The organism is Pseudomonas sp. PWP3-1b2, assembly GCF_049896045.1.
GTDB classification, from domain to species: Bacteria; Pseudomonadota; Gammaproteobacteria; order Pseudomonadales; family Pseudomonadaceae; genus Aquipseudomonas; species Aquipseudomonas antarctica_B.
The window spans coordinates 44,187-61,516 of sequence record NZ_JAFCTN010000022.1 but is presented as its reverse complement, the minus strand read 5'-3'; the positions used below and the strand labels follow the sequence as shown (position 1 = coordinate 61,516).

Below are 17,330 nucleotides of genomic sequence, written 5' to 3'. Positions count from 1 at the left end.
CCGCAATTATGCCGCGGGATGGGTCTGGAAAATCTTGCTCACGACCGTCCACTTGCCTTCGACTTTCAGCAACTGGAAGAAGTCGGTGAAAGAGATGCCAGACATGCCGTTGGCGTCAATGCGAGCACTCGCGGCGTTACCCACGATTTCTATGCGCGTAATAGCGGCCTGTGCGTCAGGAGAGGGGCGAAATTCCTTGTCGATGCCCTCGAACAGGATTGGAATTTTACCGCCGGCCAGCTTGCCATCTGCGCCGACGCTGTACATCGTTGCATGTTCGTTAAATGCAGACTTCATGATGCTGCTTTTGGCCCGTTTGCAACCCTCGATATAGGCGTCAAGCACCGCAGTGATGGCTTGATACTCTTCTACATACGTAGGTGTGCTGACGGTTTTACTGCTGATGACTGGTGGGGCGCTCGGTGAGGTTTCTGCGTAGGCCATCGCGCAAAAGCTCGACATCAAGGCCGCAAACAACACAGGCTTAAAAGACATTGTATTCATTTAGTCGCTCTTTATAGAGAGTGCAATTATTGATAAACGCCCGCAGTTCCACCGTGACCTGCGGGCTCTTTTTTTGAAAATTACTTGCTCAGGTTGGTCTTGAGTTCCCCAGCGGCCTGCGCAATCGCGCTGCGAGGCGTCGGCAGATGGCTGAACGCGTTCGACAGCCCAAAATCGTGAATCATGCCGTTGTAACGAACCGTCTTCACCGGTACGCCTGCTGCGTCGAGCTTGCGGCCGTAAGCTTCAGCTTCATCGCGCAGGACATCGAATTCGGCCGTTTGGATCAGCGTCGGTGGCAGGCCCATCAACTGTTCGTTGGTGGCCTGCAGTGGGGATGCATAAATCTGTTTGCGCGCCTCGCCGTCCGCTGTGTAGTTGTCCCAAAACCACACCATCATGGCCTTCGTCAGGAAATAACCGTTGGCAAACGCTCTGTACGACGGCGTATCAAAGTTGGCATCCGTCACTGGGCACAGCAACACTTGCGAGCGCAGTGCCGGTCCACCCTTCTCATTGGCCATCAAGGCGACCACGGCGGCAATATTCCCACCTGCGCTGTTGCCGGCTACGGCGAGGCGCGTGCCGTCTACCTTGATCTGTTCGCCATGTTCGGCCACCCATTTTGTCGCGGCATAGGCTTGCTCGGTGGCGACGCCGTATCCCGCCTCGGGCGAGAGGCTGTAGTGGACGAAGACCGCCACTGCACCCGAGCCAGCAACCAAGTCACGCACCAGTCGTTCGTGGGTCGGGAAGTCGCCCAACACCCAGCCGCCACCGTGGAAATACATGAACGCGGGCAGGCTCTTCTGCTGGCTACCGACCGGGCGCACGATGGTCAGCTTCAGATCGCCGTCGTTGATGCGTATCGTCACCTCACTCACGTCAGCTGCCGGCAAGGCCACTTGGGGCGCAGCCTGGGCAGCCGCCAGCGCGACACGGGCATCGGCCGGCGTCATGGAGTCGAGCGTCTGGGCTCCTTCGAGGGATTGCAAGAGTTTTGCGGTGTTGTGCTCAACGCCCGGGTATGCGGTGGCGCAGGCAGTACCGGGCGCAAGGGTAACGACCGTAGGAGCGAAAGCAGAGGTAAGGGTTTTCATGACGTTTCCATTTTTATGCCGGAGTGCCGGGAAGCCTCGACTACCGCGGGTTCAAGGCGCGACGTGGGTGTGAAAGATCTTGCTGACGACCGTCCACTGGCCATCGACTTTCAACAGATGGAAAAAATCGGTGAAGGAAATGCCTGACATGTCATTGGCGTCGATGCGAGCGCTGGCCGCCGTACCGACAATCTCAATGCGCACGATAGCGGCCGGCGCGTCAGGAGATGGGCGAAACCCCTCGTCGATCCCCTTGAACAGGATTGGAATTGCACCGCCCGCCAACTTGCCGTCGCCATCGACGCTGAACATGGTTGCTTGCTCGTTGAACGCTGGCTTCATGAGGCTGCTTTTGGCCAGCTTGCAGCCCTCGATGTACGTGTTCAGCACCTCGGTGATGGCTTGGTATTCGTGTACGTAAGTAGGTGTATTCATGGTTTAACTCCTGCTGCACTGGATTGAGGATAGGCCGCGTTCAACAACCCGCTGATTCACGCTTTGGTATCCAGCCACACAGCCCCATAACGGGTGTAGGCGGCAGGAATCTCGATGATTTCTTTCAAGTCATCTGCGGCGGTGCGTACCCAGAATGGATCGCGCAGCATCTGTCGCCCGATAAACACCAGATCAGCTCGACCGTTCTGCAGCACTTCTTCGGCTTGGCGACCACTCTGAATCAAACCCACGGCCCCCGTAGCAATGTGCAGCTCTTTACGCAGTAACTCAGCGGCCGGTACTTGGTAACCTGGATAGGTCTGAACCTTGACTATCTTGATCCCGCCGGAGCTGCAGTCGATCAGATCGACGCCCTGCTCTTTCATCCAGCGGCCGTATTCAAGGAACGACTCAGGCGTGTTGCCGCCTTCGGCGTAATCAGAGCTTGAGATCCGCACAAACAGAGGGCGATCGCCCCAATGGGTTTTCACTTCCTCCAGCACTTCGCGCAAGAAGCGATAGCGACGCGTGGCATCACCGCCATATTCGTCATCGCGGGTATTGGCCAGTGGGGAGAGGAACTCATTCAGCAGATAACCATGTGCAGCGTGGACCTCAAGCACATCGAACCCGGCTTCACTGGCGCGTCGTGCAGCATCGCCGTAGAGCTTTACCAAACCCGGAATTTCATCAGCCGCCAGTGCGCGAGGCACAGGGCTGGTTTCCGTAAACGCAATGGCCGATGGCGCGATATGAACAAGATTCGGCAGGTCAGCATTGCGCCCCGCGTGGCCGATCTGCGCACCGGCTTTTGCACCGAAGCTGTGAAGCAGTTCTGTCAGCGCCTTCAAGCCGACGACGTGTGCGTCGCTCCAGATACCGAGGTCACCGGCGCCGATACGGCCATCGGCGTGCACTGCCAGCGTTTCGGGGAAAATCAGCGCCGCCTGGCCCAGGGCGCGAGCGCCGTAATGCACGCGGTGCCACTCAGTAACAAAACCGTCATCGGCAGCCATGTGCATGCACATGGGCGACATGACGACGCGGTTCTTCAATTTCATGCCTTTTATTTGATGGGGCGAAAGCAACAAGCTCATCTGGTGTATTCCGTAGTGGTCGATACGGAATGATGTTAACGTACGCACAACCTATGCGTAAGTACGCACATTTTTGTGCTGTAGGCACATTTTTTATACCAAGAGAATCCCAGTGAAAAAATGCATACCTCAGCGTGAAGTTGAAGCATTTGCTTGCCCGGTCGCGTTTACGGTCGACGTCATCGGCGGGAAATGGAAATCGCTCATCCTGTTCCATCTGATGTCCGGAACAAGGCGCTTCAACGAGTTGCGCCGGCTAATCCCGGATGTGACACAGCGCATGCTCACGCTGCAACTCAGAGAGCTGGAAACAGACAACGTTATCCATCGCGAAATCTATCGAGAGGTCCCGCCCAAGGTCGAATACTCGCTTACAGAATTGGGTAACTCGCTTGCGCCTTTGATCAGTGCGATGCGCGAATGGGGGGCGGTGCATGAAAGCGCAATCCAGGAGTTCAGACGCTTGGCGATCACTGAAGACTCAGGTGAACCACTGGTTTAGCCAGCGCACTCAACGCCCTGGCGCCTGCGGGGCATTGATATGCCAGCCAAAAAAAGAGCCTTCGACGCGGTTAACGTGGAAGGCTCTTTTGTAGGGTTGATTAAGTGCTCTGCTCGATACTCGCAGCTCTATTACGCTCCAGGGGCGCCCTTTCCCACTTGGCGATGACCAGGGGCGCAATTGCATTCCCGAGCACGTTCAAGGTAGTGGTACCGCTGTCGATGATCCGAAAGATCCCGGCAATCAACGCGACCCCTTCCAGCGGCAGCCCGGCAGACGCCAGGGTGGCCGACAGAATGATGATGGCAAACCCAGGGACACCCGCGGCGCCCTTCGACGTCAGCACCATCGTGACCACCAGCAAGATCTGCTGAGTCACTGACAGGTCGATGCCATAGAGCTGGGCGATAAAAATCGTCGCCACACCGAGGAAAATCGAAGCACCGTCCAGGTTAAACGCATACCCCACCGGCACCACGAAGCTGACGATACGCCGAGGCACACCGTAGGCTTCCAGCTTGGTCATCAACTGCGGCATGACGGCCGCCGAGGCTGCACTGGAAAAGGCCAGGATCAGCTCGTCACGAAAGTATTTGATCAACTTGAAAACGTTTTCGCCGATCAAGTAGCACATGCCGCCCAGAATCACCAAAGCAAAGGTAATCAACGCCAGGTACACCACGCCGATCAACTTGAGCAACGGTAGCAATGAGGCGAAGCCGAAGGTTGCGACGGTGGCGCCGATCATGCCGAACACACCAATTGGCGCGTATGCCATGACAAACGACACCACCTTGAACATGGCGTCGGAAAAGCCCTGCACCACCGCAACAACCGGTGCGCTCTTCTCTTTAGGCAAGGTGTTCAACGCCATACCCAGCAGCACGGCGAAGAACAGCACCGACAGCAACTTCGCTTCCGACATCGCGACAATCACGTTATCGGGCACGATATTTTGCAGGATGATCAGCGCGCCTTTCGACGGCTCCATATGCACGGCAGCAGCGTTATGGGCGATGCCGGCGATTTCGGTGCCTTTGCCCGGTTCGAACAGGTTAGCAAAGCACAGGCCGAGGACAATGGCGAGGCTGGTGATGGCAAAGAAGTAGATCAACGACTTTGCGCCCATGCGGCCAAACGATTTGTTATCGCCGCCCCCGGCAATGCCGAGGATCATGCAGCAGAACACAATCGGTACGACGACCATCTTCATCATCTTGATGAAAATATCACCGAGCGGTTTAAGTATTTCGGTACTGACCCACACTTGATTTTCCGGATGGGTATTGAAATACCAACCCACGAGCACGCCAAGCAACAGCCCGGCAACTATTTGCCAAACTAAAGGAATACGTTTCATGTCTAGCCTTTTTGTTGGAATGAAAGGACTGCTTGAGGGCAGTAGCTAGATTCATGAGCTTCCAGCTCATTTAAGTGTCTTGAGCGCGCGTTTGAACGCGCGCCAGTTTTTATTATTTGGCGAAGAGCTGACGCATATCCTTGAACGCTTTGAACTCCAGCGCATTGCCGCATGGGTCAAACAGGAACATGGTGGCCTGCTCGCCAACCTGGCCCTTGAAGCGAATGTAGGGCTCGATCACAAACTGTGTGCCGAAGGACTTAAGACGCTCGGCCAGTGCTTCCCACTGAGCCCATTCCAGGATGATGCCAAAGTGCGGAACCGGCACGTCGTGGCCGTCCACCGGGTTGCTATGGACGCTTTCCTGAGACGCCGTCTTGGGGTGTTCATGGATGACCAACTGGTGGCCGTAGAAATCGAAATCCACCCACTGGGTGCTGGATCGGCCCTCGGCAAGGCCAAACACTTCACCGTAAAAGGTGCGCGTGGCGGCCAGGTCATACACAGGGATGGCGAGGTGGAAAGGAGAAAGGCTCATCAGGACTCCGATAACAATTTTTATTGGTTTGTGGTGCCGGACAGAGCGCTCGTTGCCCAGCGATTTTTTAAGGTGGATTTATGCTATGCCGAGGCCAACCTAAAAAAAATCAATATAAATTTTTCAATCCACAACTTTATTTTGTTAATCGAAGACCTTCTTCCACTGTTCCAAAACCGCCTGAATGGCCAGAACACTGACACTGATGTTTGATCTATTCAGCGACTGAATGCGCGCGCAGTCTTTACCGCAAGTGCGCACACAACTTGACCAACTCGTCGACCACGTAACGAACCTTGGGGCGCAGGTGCGATACCTTGGGCCAGACCGCATGCACATCAACCGCTTCAGGTTCATAGGCTTGCAGCACCTCGACCAGCCTGCCCGCTGCAATATCATCCTGGAACAAGCTGCGCGGCATTTGGCACAAGCCGGCACCCGCCACCGCAGCAAGCATCATGGCTTCGCCATCACCGATTTGATGAGTGGAAGGGGGAGCGTAACGAACCGTCTGACCCGCCTGCATCACTCGCCATGCAAGGGGTTGCCCGCGTCGATGGCCGACGATGCAACAATGCTGGCTCAGTTCTTCAAGGGTGTGCGGGGTACCGAAACGCGCAAGGTAGTCAGGGGAAGCGCAGACGGCCCAGCGTTGACGGGTCAAGCGCCGTGCGACCAGGCCGCTGGTGTCCTGCAGTTCGCCGAACCGTACCAACAAATCGATACCCTCTTCGAACGGGTCCACCAGGTGATCGGAAAACGTCAGGCTCAATTGCAGCGCCGGGTATTTGTTGGCGATCTCAAACAACAGTGGCGCGACGACTCGACGCCCGAATGCCACCGGAACATCAACCCGCAAACGGCCAGATGGCTCACCACCACCGGGGCCCAGCCCGCTTTCAGCGGTGCCGATTTCCTCCAGGGCCGTGGAGCACGCTGCGAAGTAGGCCTCGCCATCGGCGGTGAGGGAAATCCTTCGCGTTGTGCGATGGAATAACTGCGTGCCCAAACGCTCTTCCAGGCGCGCAATGGCCTTGCCCACGGCGGATTTCGACAGTCCCAGGCGCTCGGCTGCCTGGGTAAAACTGGATGAGCGCGCTGCCACAACAAAGGTGATAACGCCCTGAAAGGAATCGATAGGTACCATGCAGCGCCCACTATTGTAGAGTTTTAGTCTACCCAGATTATAGCTGCAGGCCGTTTATCGCCATACGATTCAACAGTACGATAAATTCCACTCAGACAGCGGTGCACATTGCGCACCTCTCCCCGATCAATGCTCTAGAAGGAGTTCATCATGCCCGTCGTACGTGTGAGCTGGTTCGAAGGTAAAGAACACGCGCAGAAAGCCGCCGTTGCAGCCGATATTACCGACAGCATCGTTAAACACACCGGTACCGATGCCAATTACATCTACGTGATTTTCGAAGACGTCGCCGCATCGGATTGGGCCGGCGCCGGCAAGCTGTTCGGGGCAGCACCCGAAAAATCCTGACGCTGCTGACCTGCGCCCCATGCACCGGCTAATCCAGCGATGCTGGCGTGCAGGTTGTCGTCTATCTGCCGGAGACAACCACCATGCATCCCACTATTTCGTGCCTGTTCTCGCTTGAGGTCAAACCCGCAGAGTTCGCTGAATTCAAGGCACTGATCGCCACCATCGTTGCCGCCACTCGCGCCGAGCCGGGCACATTGATTTACGAATACAGCGTGAATGAAGACAACAGCACCGTGCATATCCTTGAGCGTTATAACGTCGATGCCGTGGTAAGCCACGTAGACACCACGTTCGCGCCATTCGGCCAGCGTTTCCTTGAGTTGTGCACCATCAAGAGCCTGGTGGTCTACGGCACGCCCGACGCTGAAATCCGCAAGCGCCTCGACCCGTTCGGCGCCGTCTACATGACACCGTTCGACGGCTTCAGCCGCTAAGTTCAAGCAAGGCGCAGGCTCAAGAGTGACGGCCGTGCCCTGCGCATCCTTATCCCACACAGAGATCACCATGTCCGCTATCGCAGAAGTTATTAAGTCCCGCATTTCCGCCAACAGCTACGACACTGAACGTTCATTGACGGACGCCCAGATCGCCGAGCTGATCAACCTGGCCACTCATGCCCCCTCCGCCTTCAACCTGCAAAACTGGAGGTTCCTGGCCGTGCGCAGCACCGAAGCCAAGGCGCGCTTGTTGCCATTGGCATTCGGCCAGCAAAAGGTCATGGATGCCGCCGTGACGTTTATTGTCTGCGGCACCCTGAACCCGCATGTGACCCTGCCTGCTGCGTTGAAGCCGACCCTGGATGCCGGAATTATTGACCAGTCGATCTACGATATGTGGGTGGGTGCGGCTCAAGGCATGTACAAGGAAAACCCTCAATTGCAACGCGACGAAGCCATTCGCTCGGGCTCGCTCGCCGCGATGACACTGATGTTGGCCGCCAAGGGTCAGGGCCTGGTTTCGACGCCGATGATCGGGTTCGATCAGGCCGCAGTGGCCAAGGAATTCGGCTTGTCGAATGAGGAAGTGCCGGTGATGTTGATCACTGTTGGCTACCCGGGCTCGGCCAACTGGCCACAAAAGCCGCGTAAAGACGTGACCGACGTATTGCAGTTCGTTTAAGCCGAGTCGTTCTGGGGGCAGCCCAGCGGCGAATTCAGGCGATGACGCCCCCAATCTGCAGGCCGTACAGGCTAAATAAGGGTGCGTCATCGCTATAGGGCGGGTTTCGCTCATGGGGAAGAAACGGAACGCCTTAGCGCATCATTTTCTCCACTAACCGAGCACTTACGTGTGGCCATTCGCTGTCGATAATGCTGAACCGCACCGAATTGCGCTTGCGCCCATCGGGCATGATCCGTTCGTGACGCACGATGCCTTCCTGTGTCGCGCCAATACGCAAAATGGCGGCACGGGAATTTGCGTTCAATTCGTCTGTGGTGAATTGCACCCTCACGCACGCCATCACCTCGAAAGCATGGCGCAGGAGCAGAAATTTTGCTTCGGTATTGGCGCCCGAACGCTGCGCCGATTGGCGCAACCACGTGTGGCCAATTTCGAGCTTGCGGTTGCTGCGGTCCACTTTCCAGAACCGCGTACTGCCCAGCACCAGGCCGTCACTGTTGCGCACCACCAAAAACGGCATCACGGTACCTGCCGCGCGGCCTGCCAACGCCGTGGCGATGTACTGCTCAACGGTATCAGGGCCCGGGATTACAGTGAGCTGCATTTCCCACAAACGGCCATCGCTGGCCGCTTCGAGCAGGCGAGGAGCGTCGCTGACGTGCAACGGTTGCAACGACACAGTATTACCGTTCAAAACAGGCTCCAGAGAAAACGACATGAGACAGGCCATCCGTATATTGGAAACAGTTGAATGCTTGGGCTCGATACGAGCTCCGGAAATGTTCTTCTGTACCACTATCATCAATTTAGCAGTGGGGCATCAAGCTCAACCACTCGTTCGTGGAAGCTGAAGGTGGCGCGTCGTCACAGCGGATCATTTACTCCATTCGCCACAGCTGCCCGACTCCCACACCCTTAGTCACGCTTGGCGCGGCGACGGTGTTAACGCTTACAAAGTCGTTCGTAGTAAGCCTGGATCTCCATCGCGATCCAGTCTTTGAGCGCCCAATCGGGATGCTGTGCCTCCAGAATCGGGGTGAGCTCCTTTTGCGCACTGGAGAGGTCTTGACCCGCCGCGCAGCGCTGTGCCACTGCTTCACGAACTCCGTCCAAATGAGCCGCCGCTGTTTCGAGGCTGGCCGCCGTGCCGATGCGGCCATGCCCTGGAATCACAATCGTGGGTTGGCTGGCCAACACCTTACGGAAGACCTCTCGCCAGTTCAGCGGGTCGACATCGGTGTCGCCCAGGTCCGGGAACCACGGCATGATGGGAAAGGATTTGGTTTCAAGCAGGTCACCCACTATCACAACGCCTTGTGCGGGCACCGAGATAACTTGATCGCCAAGCGTATGCGCGGGCCCGTAGTAATTGAGTTTCACGACGCGCCCACCCAAGTCGATTTCGGCTTCGTTGTCGTACACCACGTCGGGCGTCACCAGGCGTACGTCTTTCATCGCCTTAGCTACGTCCAGTTTGTCGGCAAACAGGTCCCGAAATTCGGGGCCTTTCTTTAGCAGCTCGTCGCGTTGTACGCGGTTGTAAATGATGGTGGCTTGACCCTGGAAGACCTGCGCACCGAAGCCGTGCTCGGGGTGAAAGTGGGTAATAGTCAGGTAGAGTTTTTTGTTGCCGGCCAGCTCGCGGGCGGCTTTTAGAACCTGTTCAGCGCTGGCGGTGCCCAGGCCTGTGTCCACCACGAGGGCCGCAGTCTGGCCGACGATAATCGTGATATTCGGCACCAGGAACAGGTGCTGTCGGTCCTCGATCACGTGTACGCCCGGGCTCACTTCAGTGATGTTGGCGAGGTCGATGATTTTCTGCGAGGACACATCTTCGCCTGCAACCGCAGCGGGTAGCGGACCAAACAACAGCACGGTGCACAGCGCCAGGCAGAAGGCGCTCAACGACGATGGGGTGCGTGGGTACAACGGGCGGGATCGTTCGGAATTCATGGCAGTCCTTGATTCAAGTCGAAAGACGCTGCGTTCAGGCGTCGTCGCCGGAGCGTTGTGGGCTGGTAACAACATCGATCACGGTCTTGCCCTTGCTGGCGCCCTGCGCAACATCCAGGAACGCTTCGTTCACCTCGTGCAAACCAAAGCGGCGCTCGTTCAACCGGATGCTCAGTTTTCCTGCGTCAGCCAGTAAGCTTGCCTCGCGCATGATCTCTCCGTGGTGCTCCCGGCCGTTACCGGACAACAGCGGCAGCAAGGTAAAGATCCCGGAGTACGAGGCGCCCTTGAAGGACAACGGCGCCAGACTGTGCTGCCCCCAACCCAGGCAGCTGAGGACATGCCCGGTGTAGGCCTTCACCGACCTGAAGGCCCCGTCCAGTGTGCTGCCGCCAACGGTGTCATAGATGATGTCGAAGCCTTCGCCGTCGGTGTAACGCTGCACGTAGCTGTCCACGTCTTCGGCGTTGTAGTCGATGGCGGTTGCGCCCAGCGACCGAATAAATGCCAGGCTGCCCGCCGAGCCTGTTGCGTAAACATCGGCCCCTCGGGCCTTGGCCAGTTGCACGGCCACCTGCCCTACTCCGCCTGCACCGCCGTGCACCAGGACCCGCTGCCCGGCGCGCACATTGGCGCGGTCCACCAAGCCTTCCCACGCGGTAATAACCACCAGCGGCAACGCGGCCGCCTCGCGCATGCCGAGGCGTTCAGGCTTGGTCGCGATCAGTCTGGCATCGACCGCGATGTACTCAGCCATGGCGCCCTGGGCTCCGCCAATGCCGCCCGCCATACCGAACACGTCGTCTCCAATCGCGAAGCCATCAACCGCGGCCCCCAACTCAACCACTGTGCCCGCAAGATCCAGGCCCAGCACCGCCGGCAATGGCTGCCTGGCGTGCGCCGCCGCGCCGGTTGAAATCTTTATGTCCAACGGGTTGACGCCGGCAGCGTGGACGCGCACCAAAACCTGCCCTCGTGCAGGTGCAGGGCGGGCAATTTCACGCACGGTAAGCGAGGTTTGTGCAGCGTCGGCGACAGCGGCAAGCATGAGCGACTTCATGGGAGAGAGCCTTTGTAGAGGTGGTGCTTGCAGAGTGCAGCACTTTACGAATTCCGATAAGAAACTAAACTGGCATATGATTTATTCCCAAGAGAGGCGTAATAGCCCATGGATATGTTCGAAAGCATGCGCACTTTTGTGCGTGTCGTGCAGCGCGGGTCGTTTTCAGCGGTCGCTCGTGAGCTGAACATCGGGCAACCGGCGGTGAGCAAGCAGATAGTCGCACTGGAGCAGTATTTGGGTGGCGCGCTGCTGACCCGCAGCACCCGGCTTCTGGTGCTGACCGACCAAGGCGAACGGTTTTATGCCGACTGCCAGGCGATCATCGCCAGCCTCGAAGCCGCTACGCTGAGTTTCGCCACAGGCCAGGAACAAGTCGCCGGACGCTTGCGAATAACCGCGCCGGTCAGCTATGGGCGCCTGCGCATTGCGCCATTGCTCGGTGTTTTTCTGCAGCGCCACCCCAACGTGCAGATCGACCTCAGGCTAAGCGATCAAATGGAGGACGTGGTCAAAGAGGATATCGACGTGGCTATACGTATCGGCCGGGTCAAGAATGAGGGGTTGGTGGCGATCCCGCTGGGTATCACCGAGCGCCGCGTGTATGCCGCGACTGCTTACCTGGAACGTCACGGTACGCCGACTTCGCCAGAACAGCTCCAGGCCCATAACTGTATCGGCTTTACGCTGCTGGATAACTACGACATCTGGAATTTCACCCGCGATACGCAAAAGCTCGATGTAGCGATCAAGGGTAATATCACCAGCAACAGCAGTGAGGGCGTTCGCGAACTCGTACTCTCCGGCGTTGGCATGTCACTGTCGCCGGACTGGCTGTTTGCTCGCGATATCGAGAACCGCAGCGTAACCACGGTATTGGACGACTATCGCGCGATAGCATTGCCGGTGAACGCGGTATTGAACCAGGAGCGTCGCCGCTCGGCGCGGACGATGGCGTTCGTGCACTTTCTGCAGCAGGCACTCTCACCTGAGCAAGCACGCTAACACCCGCACGGGTTTGTGCTGGATGCCTCAAGGTTTCAGTAGTTTTTCGCAGAAACGCAAAAAGACGCCTAAGCGTCTTTTTGGGTGCCCCCAAAGCCCTGTGGACTTCTGTGGGTCAATATTTGGAGCGGGAAACGAGACTCGAACTCGCGACCCCGACCTTGGCAAGGTCGTGCTCTACCAACTGAGCTATTCCCGCGTCTTGGTGATGCGCATTCTATAGAATTATCAGAACCCGTCAACCCCTTGATTCAAAAAAGTTTTATTTCTTTTCAACGGTGGTGCGCAGATGCGGCCAGGCGGCGCGCAGATACTGGAGCATGGACCACAAGGTCAAGCCGGCGGCGATCAAGAGCAAGGCGTAACCGGTCAGCACCCAAAAGGAGAAGTCCGACGGGTTGGCCAGCAGGATGACCAGCGCGAGCATTTGCGCGGCGGTTTTCCATTTGCCCATGTTCGACACGGCCACGTGGGCACGGGCGCCGATTTCGGCCATCCACTCGCGCAGGGCTGAGACTACGATTTCACGGCCTATGATCACCGCTGCCGGCAGCGTCAGCCAAAGGTTGCCGTGCTCTTGCACCAACAGAACCAACGCCACGGCCACCATGAGTTTGTCGGCCACAGGGTCGAGGAACGCGCCAAACGGCGTGCTTTGCTCCAGGCGGCGCGCCAGGTAGCCGTCGAGCCAGTCGGTTGCGGCCGCAAAGGCGAACACCGAACTTGAGGCCGCGTAGCTCCATTCGTAGGGCAAATAGAACAGCAAAATGAAAATCGGAATGAGCAGGACGCGTAGAACGGTGATCAGATTAGGGATATTCATCGGCACAACTGGCTACGAGGTGAGAAGGCATTCTACTCGCTGTGCAGACTGGCATAAATCAACTCTGCGAGCTTTTTACTGATACCGGGGGATTTGGCTATTTCGTCAATGCTGGCACGGGACAGCTCCTGCAAGCCACCAAAATGTTTAAGCAAGTCACGACGTCGGGTCGGCCCTACGCCTGCTACCCCTTCCAGGGTTGAGGTTCGCCGGGTTTTGCCGCGACGGGCGCGGTGGCCGGTGATGGCAAAACGGTGAGCCTCGTCGCGGATCTGTTGAATCAAATGCAACGCAGGTGAGTCGCCCTTCAAGGTGAACTCATGGGCGGCATCATTCAAGTACAACGTCTCGAAACCGGCCTTACGCGTGGCGCCCTTGGCTACACCGAGCAGGATCAGGTCAGGCACGGCCAGTTCATTAAGCACGTCACGGGCCATGGATAGCTGGCCCTTGCCGCCGTCCACCAAGAGAATATCCGGCAACTTGCCCTCGCCTTCCTTCAACCTGCTGAAGCGCCGCGTCAGCGCCTGGTGCATGGCAGCGTAGTCGTCGCCTGCGGTCACGCCTTCGATGTTGTAGCGCCGGTAATCGGACTTGATCGGCCCTTCCGGCCCGAACACCACGCAGGACGCCACCGTGGCCTCGCCGCTGGAGTGGCTGATGTCGTAGCACTCAAGGCGCTGGGGCGGCTCGTCCAGGTTCAGAACTTCAGCCAGCGCTTCAAAGCGTGCGGCAACGTGCTGCCTGTTGGCCAGGCGAGCACTCAGGGCCTGTTCGGCGTTGGTCACCGCCAGTTGCTGCCAGCGAGCGCGCGTGCCGCGCACGCGGTGGCTGATGTCCAGCTCGCGGCCGCGCAGTTCGTGGATCGCTTCGATCAGCGTCGGGAAGTCTTCGTGCACCACGTTGACGATCAGCTCCGATGGCAGGTCGCGTTCGGGGCTGCTGACATAGTATTGGCCAAGGAACGCGGCCATGACCTCGGCCACCTCCTCGTCGATACCCGTCTGCGGGAAGAAATTCTTGCTGCCCAGCACCCGCCCGCCACGCACGCTGATCAAGTGCACACAGGCGCCGCCCGGGTTGACGAACGCGGCGATCACATCGACGTCACCGGTGCCGCCTTCCATGCTCTGCTGGTCCTGAACGCGGCGCAGCAGGGAGATCTGGTCGCGCAATTCGGCGGCCCGTTCAAAATCCAGGGTGCTGGCAGCTTGCTCCATGGCGCCGGAGAGCTCATCGGTCAGCGCATTGCTGCGTCCTTCGAGGAACATCACCGAATGGCGTACATCCTCGGCGTATTCCGCCGGCTCAACCAGGCCCACACAGGGTGCCTTACAACGTTTGATCTGGTATTGCAGGCACGGCCGCGTGCGGTTCTTGTAAAAGCTGTCTTCGCACTGGCGCACAAAAAAGGTCTTTTGCAGCAGGCTCAGGCTTTCGCGGATAGCTCCGGCGCTGGGATAAGGCCCGAAATACTTGCCCTTGGCTTTCTTCGCGCCACGGTGAATGCTCAGGCGCGGAAAGGTGCTGTCGGATAAATACACGTAGGGATAGGATTTATCGTCACGCAGCAGAATGTTGTAGGGCGGCCGCCATTCCTTGATCAGCGTCTGCTCGAGCAGCAGCGCCTCGGTTTCATTGGCGGTGATGGTGGTTTCGACCTGAGCGATACGCGCGACCAGGGCGGCGGTTTTAGGCGCCTGCCCGGTCTTGCGAAAGTAGCTCGCCAGCCGGTTCTTCAGGTTCTTGGCCTTGCCGACATACAGCAGGCGCGCCTCGCTGTCGAACATGCGGTACACGCCGGGGCGGCCACTGCAGGTGGAGAGGAAGGCACTAGCATCAAACGGTGTGGTCATGTCAGGCGCTGGCGTCCACCATGCCGTGACGCACTGCGAGCAGGGTCAATTCAACATCACTGCTGATGGCGAGCTTCTCGAAAATGCGATAACGGTAGGTGTTAACGGTCTTGGGCGACAGGCACAGCTTGTCGGAAATCGACTGAACCTTCTGGCAGCCGACGATCATCAGGGCGATCTGGATTTCCCGCTCCGACAGTGCGTCGAACGGCGAATCGCTGGTGGGCTGGAACGATTTGATCGCCAACTGCTGGGCGATCTGCGGGCTGATGTAACGCTGGCCGGCAAACACCAGGCGAATGGCTTGCACCATCTCGGCAAGGCCTGCGCCCTTGGTCAGGTAACCGGCGGCACCCGCTTGAAGCAGGCGCGTGGGAAATGGATCTTCCTCGCACACAGTAACCACCACGACTTTGATGTCCGGATGGCTGCGCAACAATTTGGTAGTGGCACCAAGACCGCCGATCCCGGGCATCTTGACGTCCATCAGCACCACATCGGGCTTCAATTCCCGTGCCTTTATCAGGGATTCCTCCCCTGATTCAGCCTGGCCGACTACTTGCAGGCCATCGATGTCAGCCAGCATTCGTGTAATGCCTGTACGAACGAGATCATGATCATCGACTACTAGCACCCTAATCAAGCAGACACCTCGCGATATGGTCTTATAGGTTGCTGAACACCTTAGCAAAAAACCACGCCACAGACCTAGCTGCAAGCGTCATATATAGTGAGATTGCGCGTACTACAAGCCTGCGCGGGCAGCAAAACCGCCGTTTATGCTGAGCAAAAGGTCAGCTTTGCGAGGCACCGCCGGAGTTTGGCCTTTAGCCCGCCCGACACTCCCGCTCCATGCGCCAGAAGCAATCCTCTTCGCCAACGATGCTCAAACCGTGACGCTCATACAGCCGTCTCGCCGGGTTGGTCTTGAACACTGTCAAGCGTAAAAGGCCCTGCGCCTGGGCCTTCAGTGCCATCTGTTCGAGCACCCAGCCTCCTGCGCCTTGTTTGCGACATGTTTCAAGCAGGTGCAGCTCCCGGATGTAAAGAGCCCGGCTGTCGCGACTCAGGCTGATAAAGCCCATGACCGCGTCATCATTGCAAATCAACAGGTTTTCGCGCCCAGCCCAGGCAGTGTCAAAACCATTGTCGGACCATACAAGGCCGTATTGCCGGTAATACCCGACCATGGCCTCATGGGTGAGCGCTCGCGCGAACAGCCGGTCCCGTTCCGTCGCCACGCGCAGTTGAAAGGCCATCTTAGAGGGCTACCCTTTGGCCAGCCCATTGCTCGCCCTGGCGACGGGCGATCACCAACGCTTCACCAATGCCTGGAGCAGCGGCCAACAAAGAGCCATCGGTCGCCCAGATAGCACTTCGGCCCGCACAGGCCCAACCACCGGACGGGCCACCATGGTTGGCCATCAGCACCAGCAGGCCATGTTCGGCCGCATAACCCTGAAGCAATGCGCTGTCCGTCGCGTAGCCGCCTTCACTGATCAGCACCCCGGCGGCGTACACAGTCGCGCCCGCCTCAGCCGCCTGACGGGGGTGGCTGGCGTGGGAAAAGTCGGCGCACACTGCCAGAGCAATACGGTCTTCGCCCGATTCAAGTAGCGCACCACCCTGCCCCGCAATAAAGGCCACCTCCTCGCCAGGGTGAAGATGTGTCTTGGTGTAAACCGCCAGCGAGCCATCCGCCCCCAGCACCAGCGCACTAATCAACACGCCTGAGCCTGGCGTCAGCCGAATCGGCATCCCTACCACCGCCGTCAAGCGCAACGCCTGGGCCATTTCACGCAGCGGCGCCAGCACTGAGTCTTGCGGCGCAATTGCCAGGCCAGCCGCCAACGAAGGCTCATAGCCGGTCAACGACAATTCCGGAAACACCAGCAGTTGCACGCCATGCTCAGCCGCCGTCTGCATAAACGCCAGGTGCCGTTCAATGTTGGCCGGCACATCGCCGGCGATGGAAATGGATTGAGCAGCTGCAAGGGTCAAGGCAGTCATTGTCGCGTCCAGGCAATTCATCGTCAGTGTGTTACCAGCATATCTCGGCCAATAGACATGAGGAGCCCCAAGCCATAGAAATTACTGATTGAATCCTGCTGCGTGCCTCTAGTAAGCTCCCCCCATCATTTGGAGACACACCATGTTGCAACTCACCCACACTCAGGTTTGCCCTACTGCCAGCGCCCCGCGCTCGGTGTCGGCTACCCGCGTGAACGGTTCGAGCGCACGTGCACAGTTTTATTTTGGGTATTGGTTTAGCCACTGGCGCGCCTGATACCTGAAATCGGCGCCCACTACTCAAGGGGTCGCCTGCCAGAGAAATCTAACCCCCGGTCGGCTCCCCGACCGGGGGTTTTGTTTTTTCAGGCCTCCATCACTTTTGATTGCTCAAGAACACCTAAAGGAATTACGCCATGAACTACGCCACTTATTACCGTTACGACACCTCCACCGCCTGGCGATTT

20 protein-coding genes and 1 tRNA gene are annotated in these 17,330 nt (G+C 58.1%); 5 read left to right on the top strand and 16 right to left on the bottom strand.

Annotated elements, in window-relative coordinates:
* Positions 1 to 6: 6 nt before the first annotated feature.
* The 4 genes from ACP7A2_RS16015 to namA form a co-directional block, all read right to left on the bottom strand.
* On the bottom strand, positions 7 to 444 hold the full coding sequence (locus tag ACP7A2_RS16015) for a nuclear transport factor 2 family protein (RefSeq protein WP_426135029.1): 438 nt from the start codon (positions 442 to 444) through the stop codon (positions 7 to 9).
* 140 nt (positions 445 to 584) lie between these two features.
* Positions 585 to 1,604 (bottom strand): alpha/beta hydrolase, encoded by a 1,020-nt coding sequence (locus ACP7A2_RS16010; RefSeq protein WP_426134996.1) that lies wholly within the window; start codon positions 1,602 to 1,604, stop codon positions 585 to 587.
* 51 nt (positions 1,605 to 1,655) lie between these two features.
* Entirely contained in the window at positions 1,656 to 2,039 is a 384-nt protein-coding gene (locus ACP7A2_RS16005; protein ID WP_426134995.1) for a nuclear transport factor 2 family protein, read from the bottom strand.
* 56 nt (positions 2,040 to 2,095) lie between these two features.
* Positions 2,096 to 3,136, bottom strand: a complete 1,041-nt coding sequence (namA, locus tag ACP7A2_RS16000; protein WP_426134994.1) for an NADPH dehydrogenase NamA — start codon at positions 3,134 to 3,136, stop codon at positions 2,096 to 2,098.
* Positions 3,137 to 3,248: 112 nt separating this feature from the next.
* Here namA and ACP7A2_RS15995 point away from each other — a divergent pair, with 112 nt between their 5' ends.
* The gene (locus tag ACP7A2_RS15995; RefSeq protein WP_426134993.1) at positions 3,249 to 3,638 is read left to right on the top strand and encodes a winged helix-turn-helix transcriptional regulator; all 390 of its coding nucleotides are present in this window, start codon (positions 3,249 to 3,251) and stop codon (positions 3,636 to 3,638) included.
* Positions 3,639 to 3,738: 100 nt separating this feature from the next.
* On the opposite strand, the gene ACP7A2_RS15990 is transcribed toward ACP7A2_RS15995, so the two are convergent.
* From ACP7A2_RS15990 to ACP7A2_RS15980, 3 genes are all read right to left on the bottom strand, one after another.
* Positions 3,739 to 4,998 (bottom strand): cation:dicarboxylate symporter family transporter, encoded by a 1,260-nt coding sequence (locus ACP7A2_RS15990; protein ID WP_426134992.1) that lies wholly within the window; start codon positions 4,996 to 4,998, stop codon positions 3,739 to 3,741.
* Between the two features lie 112 nt (positions 4,999 to 5,110).
* Entirely contained in the window at positions 5,111 to 5,536 is a 426-nt protein-coding gene (locus ACP7A2_RS15985) for a VOC family protein (protein ID WP_426134991.1), read from the bottom strand.
* Between the two features lie 244 nt (positions 5,537 to 5,780).
* Complete coding sequence (locus tag ACP7A2_RS15980) at positions 5,781 to 6,683, bottom strand: LysR family transcriptional regulator (protein WP_426134990.1); 903 nt, start codon at positions 6,681 to 6,683, stop codon at positions 5,781 to 5,783.
* 150 nt (positions 6,684 to 6,833) lie between these two features.
* Between ACP7A2_RS15980 and ACP7A2_RS15975 the strand changes: the two genes are divergently transcribed.
* From ACP7A2_RS15975 to ACP7A2_RS15965, 3 genes are all read left to right on the top strand, one after another.
* A complete protein-coding gene (locus ACP7A2_RS15975) occupies positions 6,834 to 7,031 on the top strand; it encodes a tautomerase family protein (RefSeq protein ID WP_426134989.1) in 198 nt (65 codons plus the stop codon).
* Positions 7,032 to 7,114: 83 nt separating this feature from the next.
* On the top strand, positions 7,115 to 7,468 hold the full coding sequence (locus tag ACP7A2_RS15970) for a putative quinol monooxygenase (RefSeq protein WP_426134988.1): 354 nt from the start codon (positions 7,115 to 7,117) through the stop codon (positions 7,466 to 7,468).
* Between the two features lie 70 nt (positions 7,469 to 7,538).
* Entirely contained in the window at positions 7,539 to 8,153 is a 615-nt protein-coding gene (locus ACP7A2_RS15965) for a nitroreductase family protein (RefSeq protein ID WP_426134987.1), read from the top strand.
* 133 nt (positions 8,154 to 8,286) lie between these two features.
* Here the strand turns inward: ACP7A2_RS15965 and ACP7A2_RS15960 are convergent, their stop codons facing one another.
* From ACP7A2_RS15960 to ACP7A2_RS15950, 3 genes are all read right to left on the bottom strand, one after another.
* Positions 8,287 to 8,874 (bottom strand): GNAT family N-acetyltransferase, encoded by a 588-nt coding sequence (locus ACP7A2_RS15960; RefSeq protein ID WP_426134986.1) that lies wholly within the window; start codon positions 8,872 to 8,874, stop codon positions 8,287 to 8,289.
* 224 nt (positions 8,875 to 9,098) lie between these two features.
* The gene (locus ACP7A2_RS15955) at positions 9,099 to 10,109 is read right to left on the bottom strand and encodes an MBL fold metallo-hydrolase (protein ID WP_426134985.1); all 1,011 of its coding nucleotides are present in this window, start codon (positions 10,107 to 10,109) and stop codon (positions 9,099 to 9,101) included.
* Positions 10,110 to 10,143: 34 nt separating this feature from the next.
* Positions 10,144 to 11,169 carry an alcohol dehydrogenase catalytic domain-containing protein gene (locus ACP7A2_RS15950; protein WP_426134984.1) on the bottom strand — a complete coding sequence of 342 codons (1,026 nt, stop codon included), beginning with the start codon at positions 11,167 to 11,169 and terminating at the stop codon, positions 10,144 to 10,146.
* 108 nt (positions 11,170 to 11,277) lie between these two features.
* Here ACP7A2_RS15950 and ACP7A2_RS15945 point away from each other — a divergent pair, with 108 nt between their 5' ends.
* Positions 11,278 to 12,174, top strand: a complete 897-nt coding sequence (locus tag ACP7A2_RS15945; protein ID WP_426134983.1) for a LysR family transcriptional regulator — start codon at positions 11,278 to 11,280, stop codon at positions 12,172 to 12,174.
* A 123-nt stretch (positions 12,175 to 12,297) separates the two neighbouring features.
* On the opposite strand, the gene ACP7A2_RS15940 is transcribed toward ACP7A2_RS15945, so the two are convergent.
* From ACP7A2_RS15940 to ACP7A2_RS15915, 6 genes are all read right to left on the bottom strand, one after another.
* A tRNA-Gly gene (locus ACP7A2_RS15940) sits at positions 12,298 to 12,373 on the bottom strand.
* Positions 12,374 to 12,436: 63 nt separating this feature from the next.
* Complete coding sequence (gene pgsA / locus ACP7A2_RS15935; protein WP_003232771.1) at positions 12,437 to 12,997, bottom strand: CDP-diacylglycerol--glycerol-3-phosphate 3-phosphatidyltransferase; 561 nt, start codon at positions 12,995 to 12,997, stop codon at positions 12,437 to 12,439.
* A 32-nt stretch (positions 12,998 to 13,029) separates the two neighbouring features.
* Positions 13,030 to 14,853, bottom strand: coding sequence for an excinuclease ABC subunit UvrC (gene uvrC, locus ACP7A2_RS15930; protein WP_426134982.1), 1,824 nt, complete (start codon positions 14,851 to 14,853; stop codon positions 13,030 to 13,032).
* 1 nt (position 14,854) lies between these two features.
* Positions 14,855 to 15,496: a response regulator transcription factor GacA gene (gene gacA, locus ACP7A2_RS15925; protein ID WP_017530522.1), complete on the bottom strand. Its 642-nt coding sequence runs from the start codon at positions 15,494 to 15,496 to the stop codon at positions 14,855 to 14,857.
* A 184-nt stretch (positions 15,497 to 15,680) separates the two neighbouring features.
* Positions 15,681 to 16,112, bottom strand: a complete 432-nt coding sequence (locus ACP7A2_RS15920) for a GNAT family N-acetyltransferase (RefSeq protein ID WP_426134981.1) — start codon at positions 16,110 to 16,112, stop codon at positions 15,681 to 15,683.
* 1 nt (position 16,113) lies between these two features.
* Positions 16,114 to 16,863, bottom strand: coding sequence for a carbon-nitrogen hydrolase family protein (locus tag ACP7A2_RS15915; protein ID WP_426134980.1), 750 nt, complete (start codon positions 16,861 to 16,863; stop codon positions 16,114 to 16,116).
* Positions 16,864 to 17,330 lie beyond the last annotated feature (467 nt).

Coding starts and splice junctions, on each gene's coding strand:
- ACP7A2_RS16015 (WP_426135029.1), bottom strand. CDS start 444: ATGGCCTACGCAGAAACCTCACCGAGCGCCCCACCAGTCATCAGCAGT.
- ACP7A2_RS16010 (WP_426134996.1), bottom strand. CDS start 1,604: ATGAAAACCCTTACCTCTGCTTTCGCTCCTACGGTCGTTACCCTTGCG.
- ACP7A2_RS16005 (WP_426134995.1), bottom strand. CDS start 2,039: ATGAATACACCTACTTACGTACACGAATACCAAGCCATCACCGAGGTG.
- namA (WP_426134994.1), bottom strand. CDS start 3,136: ATGAGCTTGTTGCTTTCGCCCCATCAAATAAAAGGCATGAAATTGAAG.
- ACP7A2_RS15990 (WP_426134992.1), bottom strand. CDS start 4,998: ATGAAACGTATTCCTTTAGTTTGGCAAATAGTTGCCGGGCTGTTGCTT.
- ACP7A2_RS15985 (WP_426134991.1), bottom strand. CDS start 5,536: ATGAGCCTTTCTCCTTTCCACCTCGCCATCCCTGTGTATGACCTGGCC.
- ACP7A2_RS15980 (WP_426134990.1), bottom strand. CDS start 6,683: ATGGTACCTATCGATTCCTTTCAGGGCGTTATCACCTTTGTTGTGGCA.
- ACP7A2_RS15975 (WP_426134989.1), top strand. CDS start 6,834: ATGCCCGTCGTACGTGTGAGCTGGTTCGAAGGTAAAGAACACGCGCAG.
- ACP7A2_RS15970 (WP_426134988.1), top strand. CDS start 7,115: ATGCATCCCACTATTTCGTGCCTGTTCTCGCTTGAGGTCAAACCCGCA.
- ACP7A2_RS15965 (WP_426134987.1), top strand. CDS start 7,539: ATGTCCGCTATCGCAGAAGTTATTAAGTCCCGCATTTCCGCCAACAGC.
- ACP7A2_RS15960 (WP_426134986.1), bottom strand. CDS start 8,874: ATGTCGTTTTCTCTGGAGCCTGTTTTGAACGGTAATACTGTGTCGTTG.
- ACP7A2_RS15955 (WP_426134985.1), bottom strand. CDS start 10,109: ATGAATTCCGAACGATCCCGCCCGTTGTACCCACGCACCCCATCGTCG.
- ACP7A2_RS15950 (WP_426134984.1), bottom strand. CDS start 11,169: ATGAAGTCGCTCATGCTTGCCGCTGTCGCCGACGCTGCACAAACCTCG.
- ACP7A2_RS15945 (WP_426134983.1), top strand. CDS start 11,278: ATGGATATGTTCGAAAGCATGCGCACTTTTGTGCGTGTCGTGCAGCGC.
- pgsA (WP_003232771.1), bottom strand. CDS start 12,997: ATGAATATCCCTAATCTGATCACCGTTCTACGCGTCCTGCTCATTCCG.
- uvrC (WP_426134982.1), bottom strand. CDS start 14,853: ATGACCACACCGTTTGATGCTAGTGCCTTCCTCTCCACCTGCAGTGGC.
- ACP7A2_RS15920 (WP_426134981.1), bottom strand. CDS start 16,112: ATGGCCTTTCAACTGCGCGTGGCGACGGAACGGGACCGGCTGTTCGCG.
- ACP7A2_RS15915 (WP_426134980.1), bottom strand. CDS start 16,863: ATGACTGCCTTGACCCTTGCAGCTGCTCAATCCATTTCCATCGCCGGC.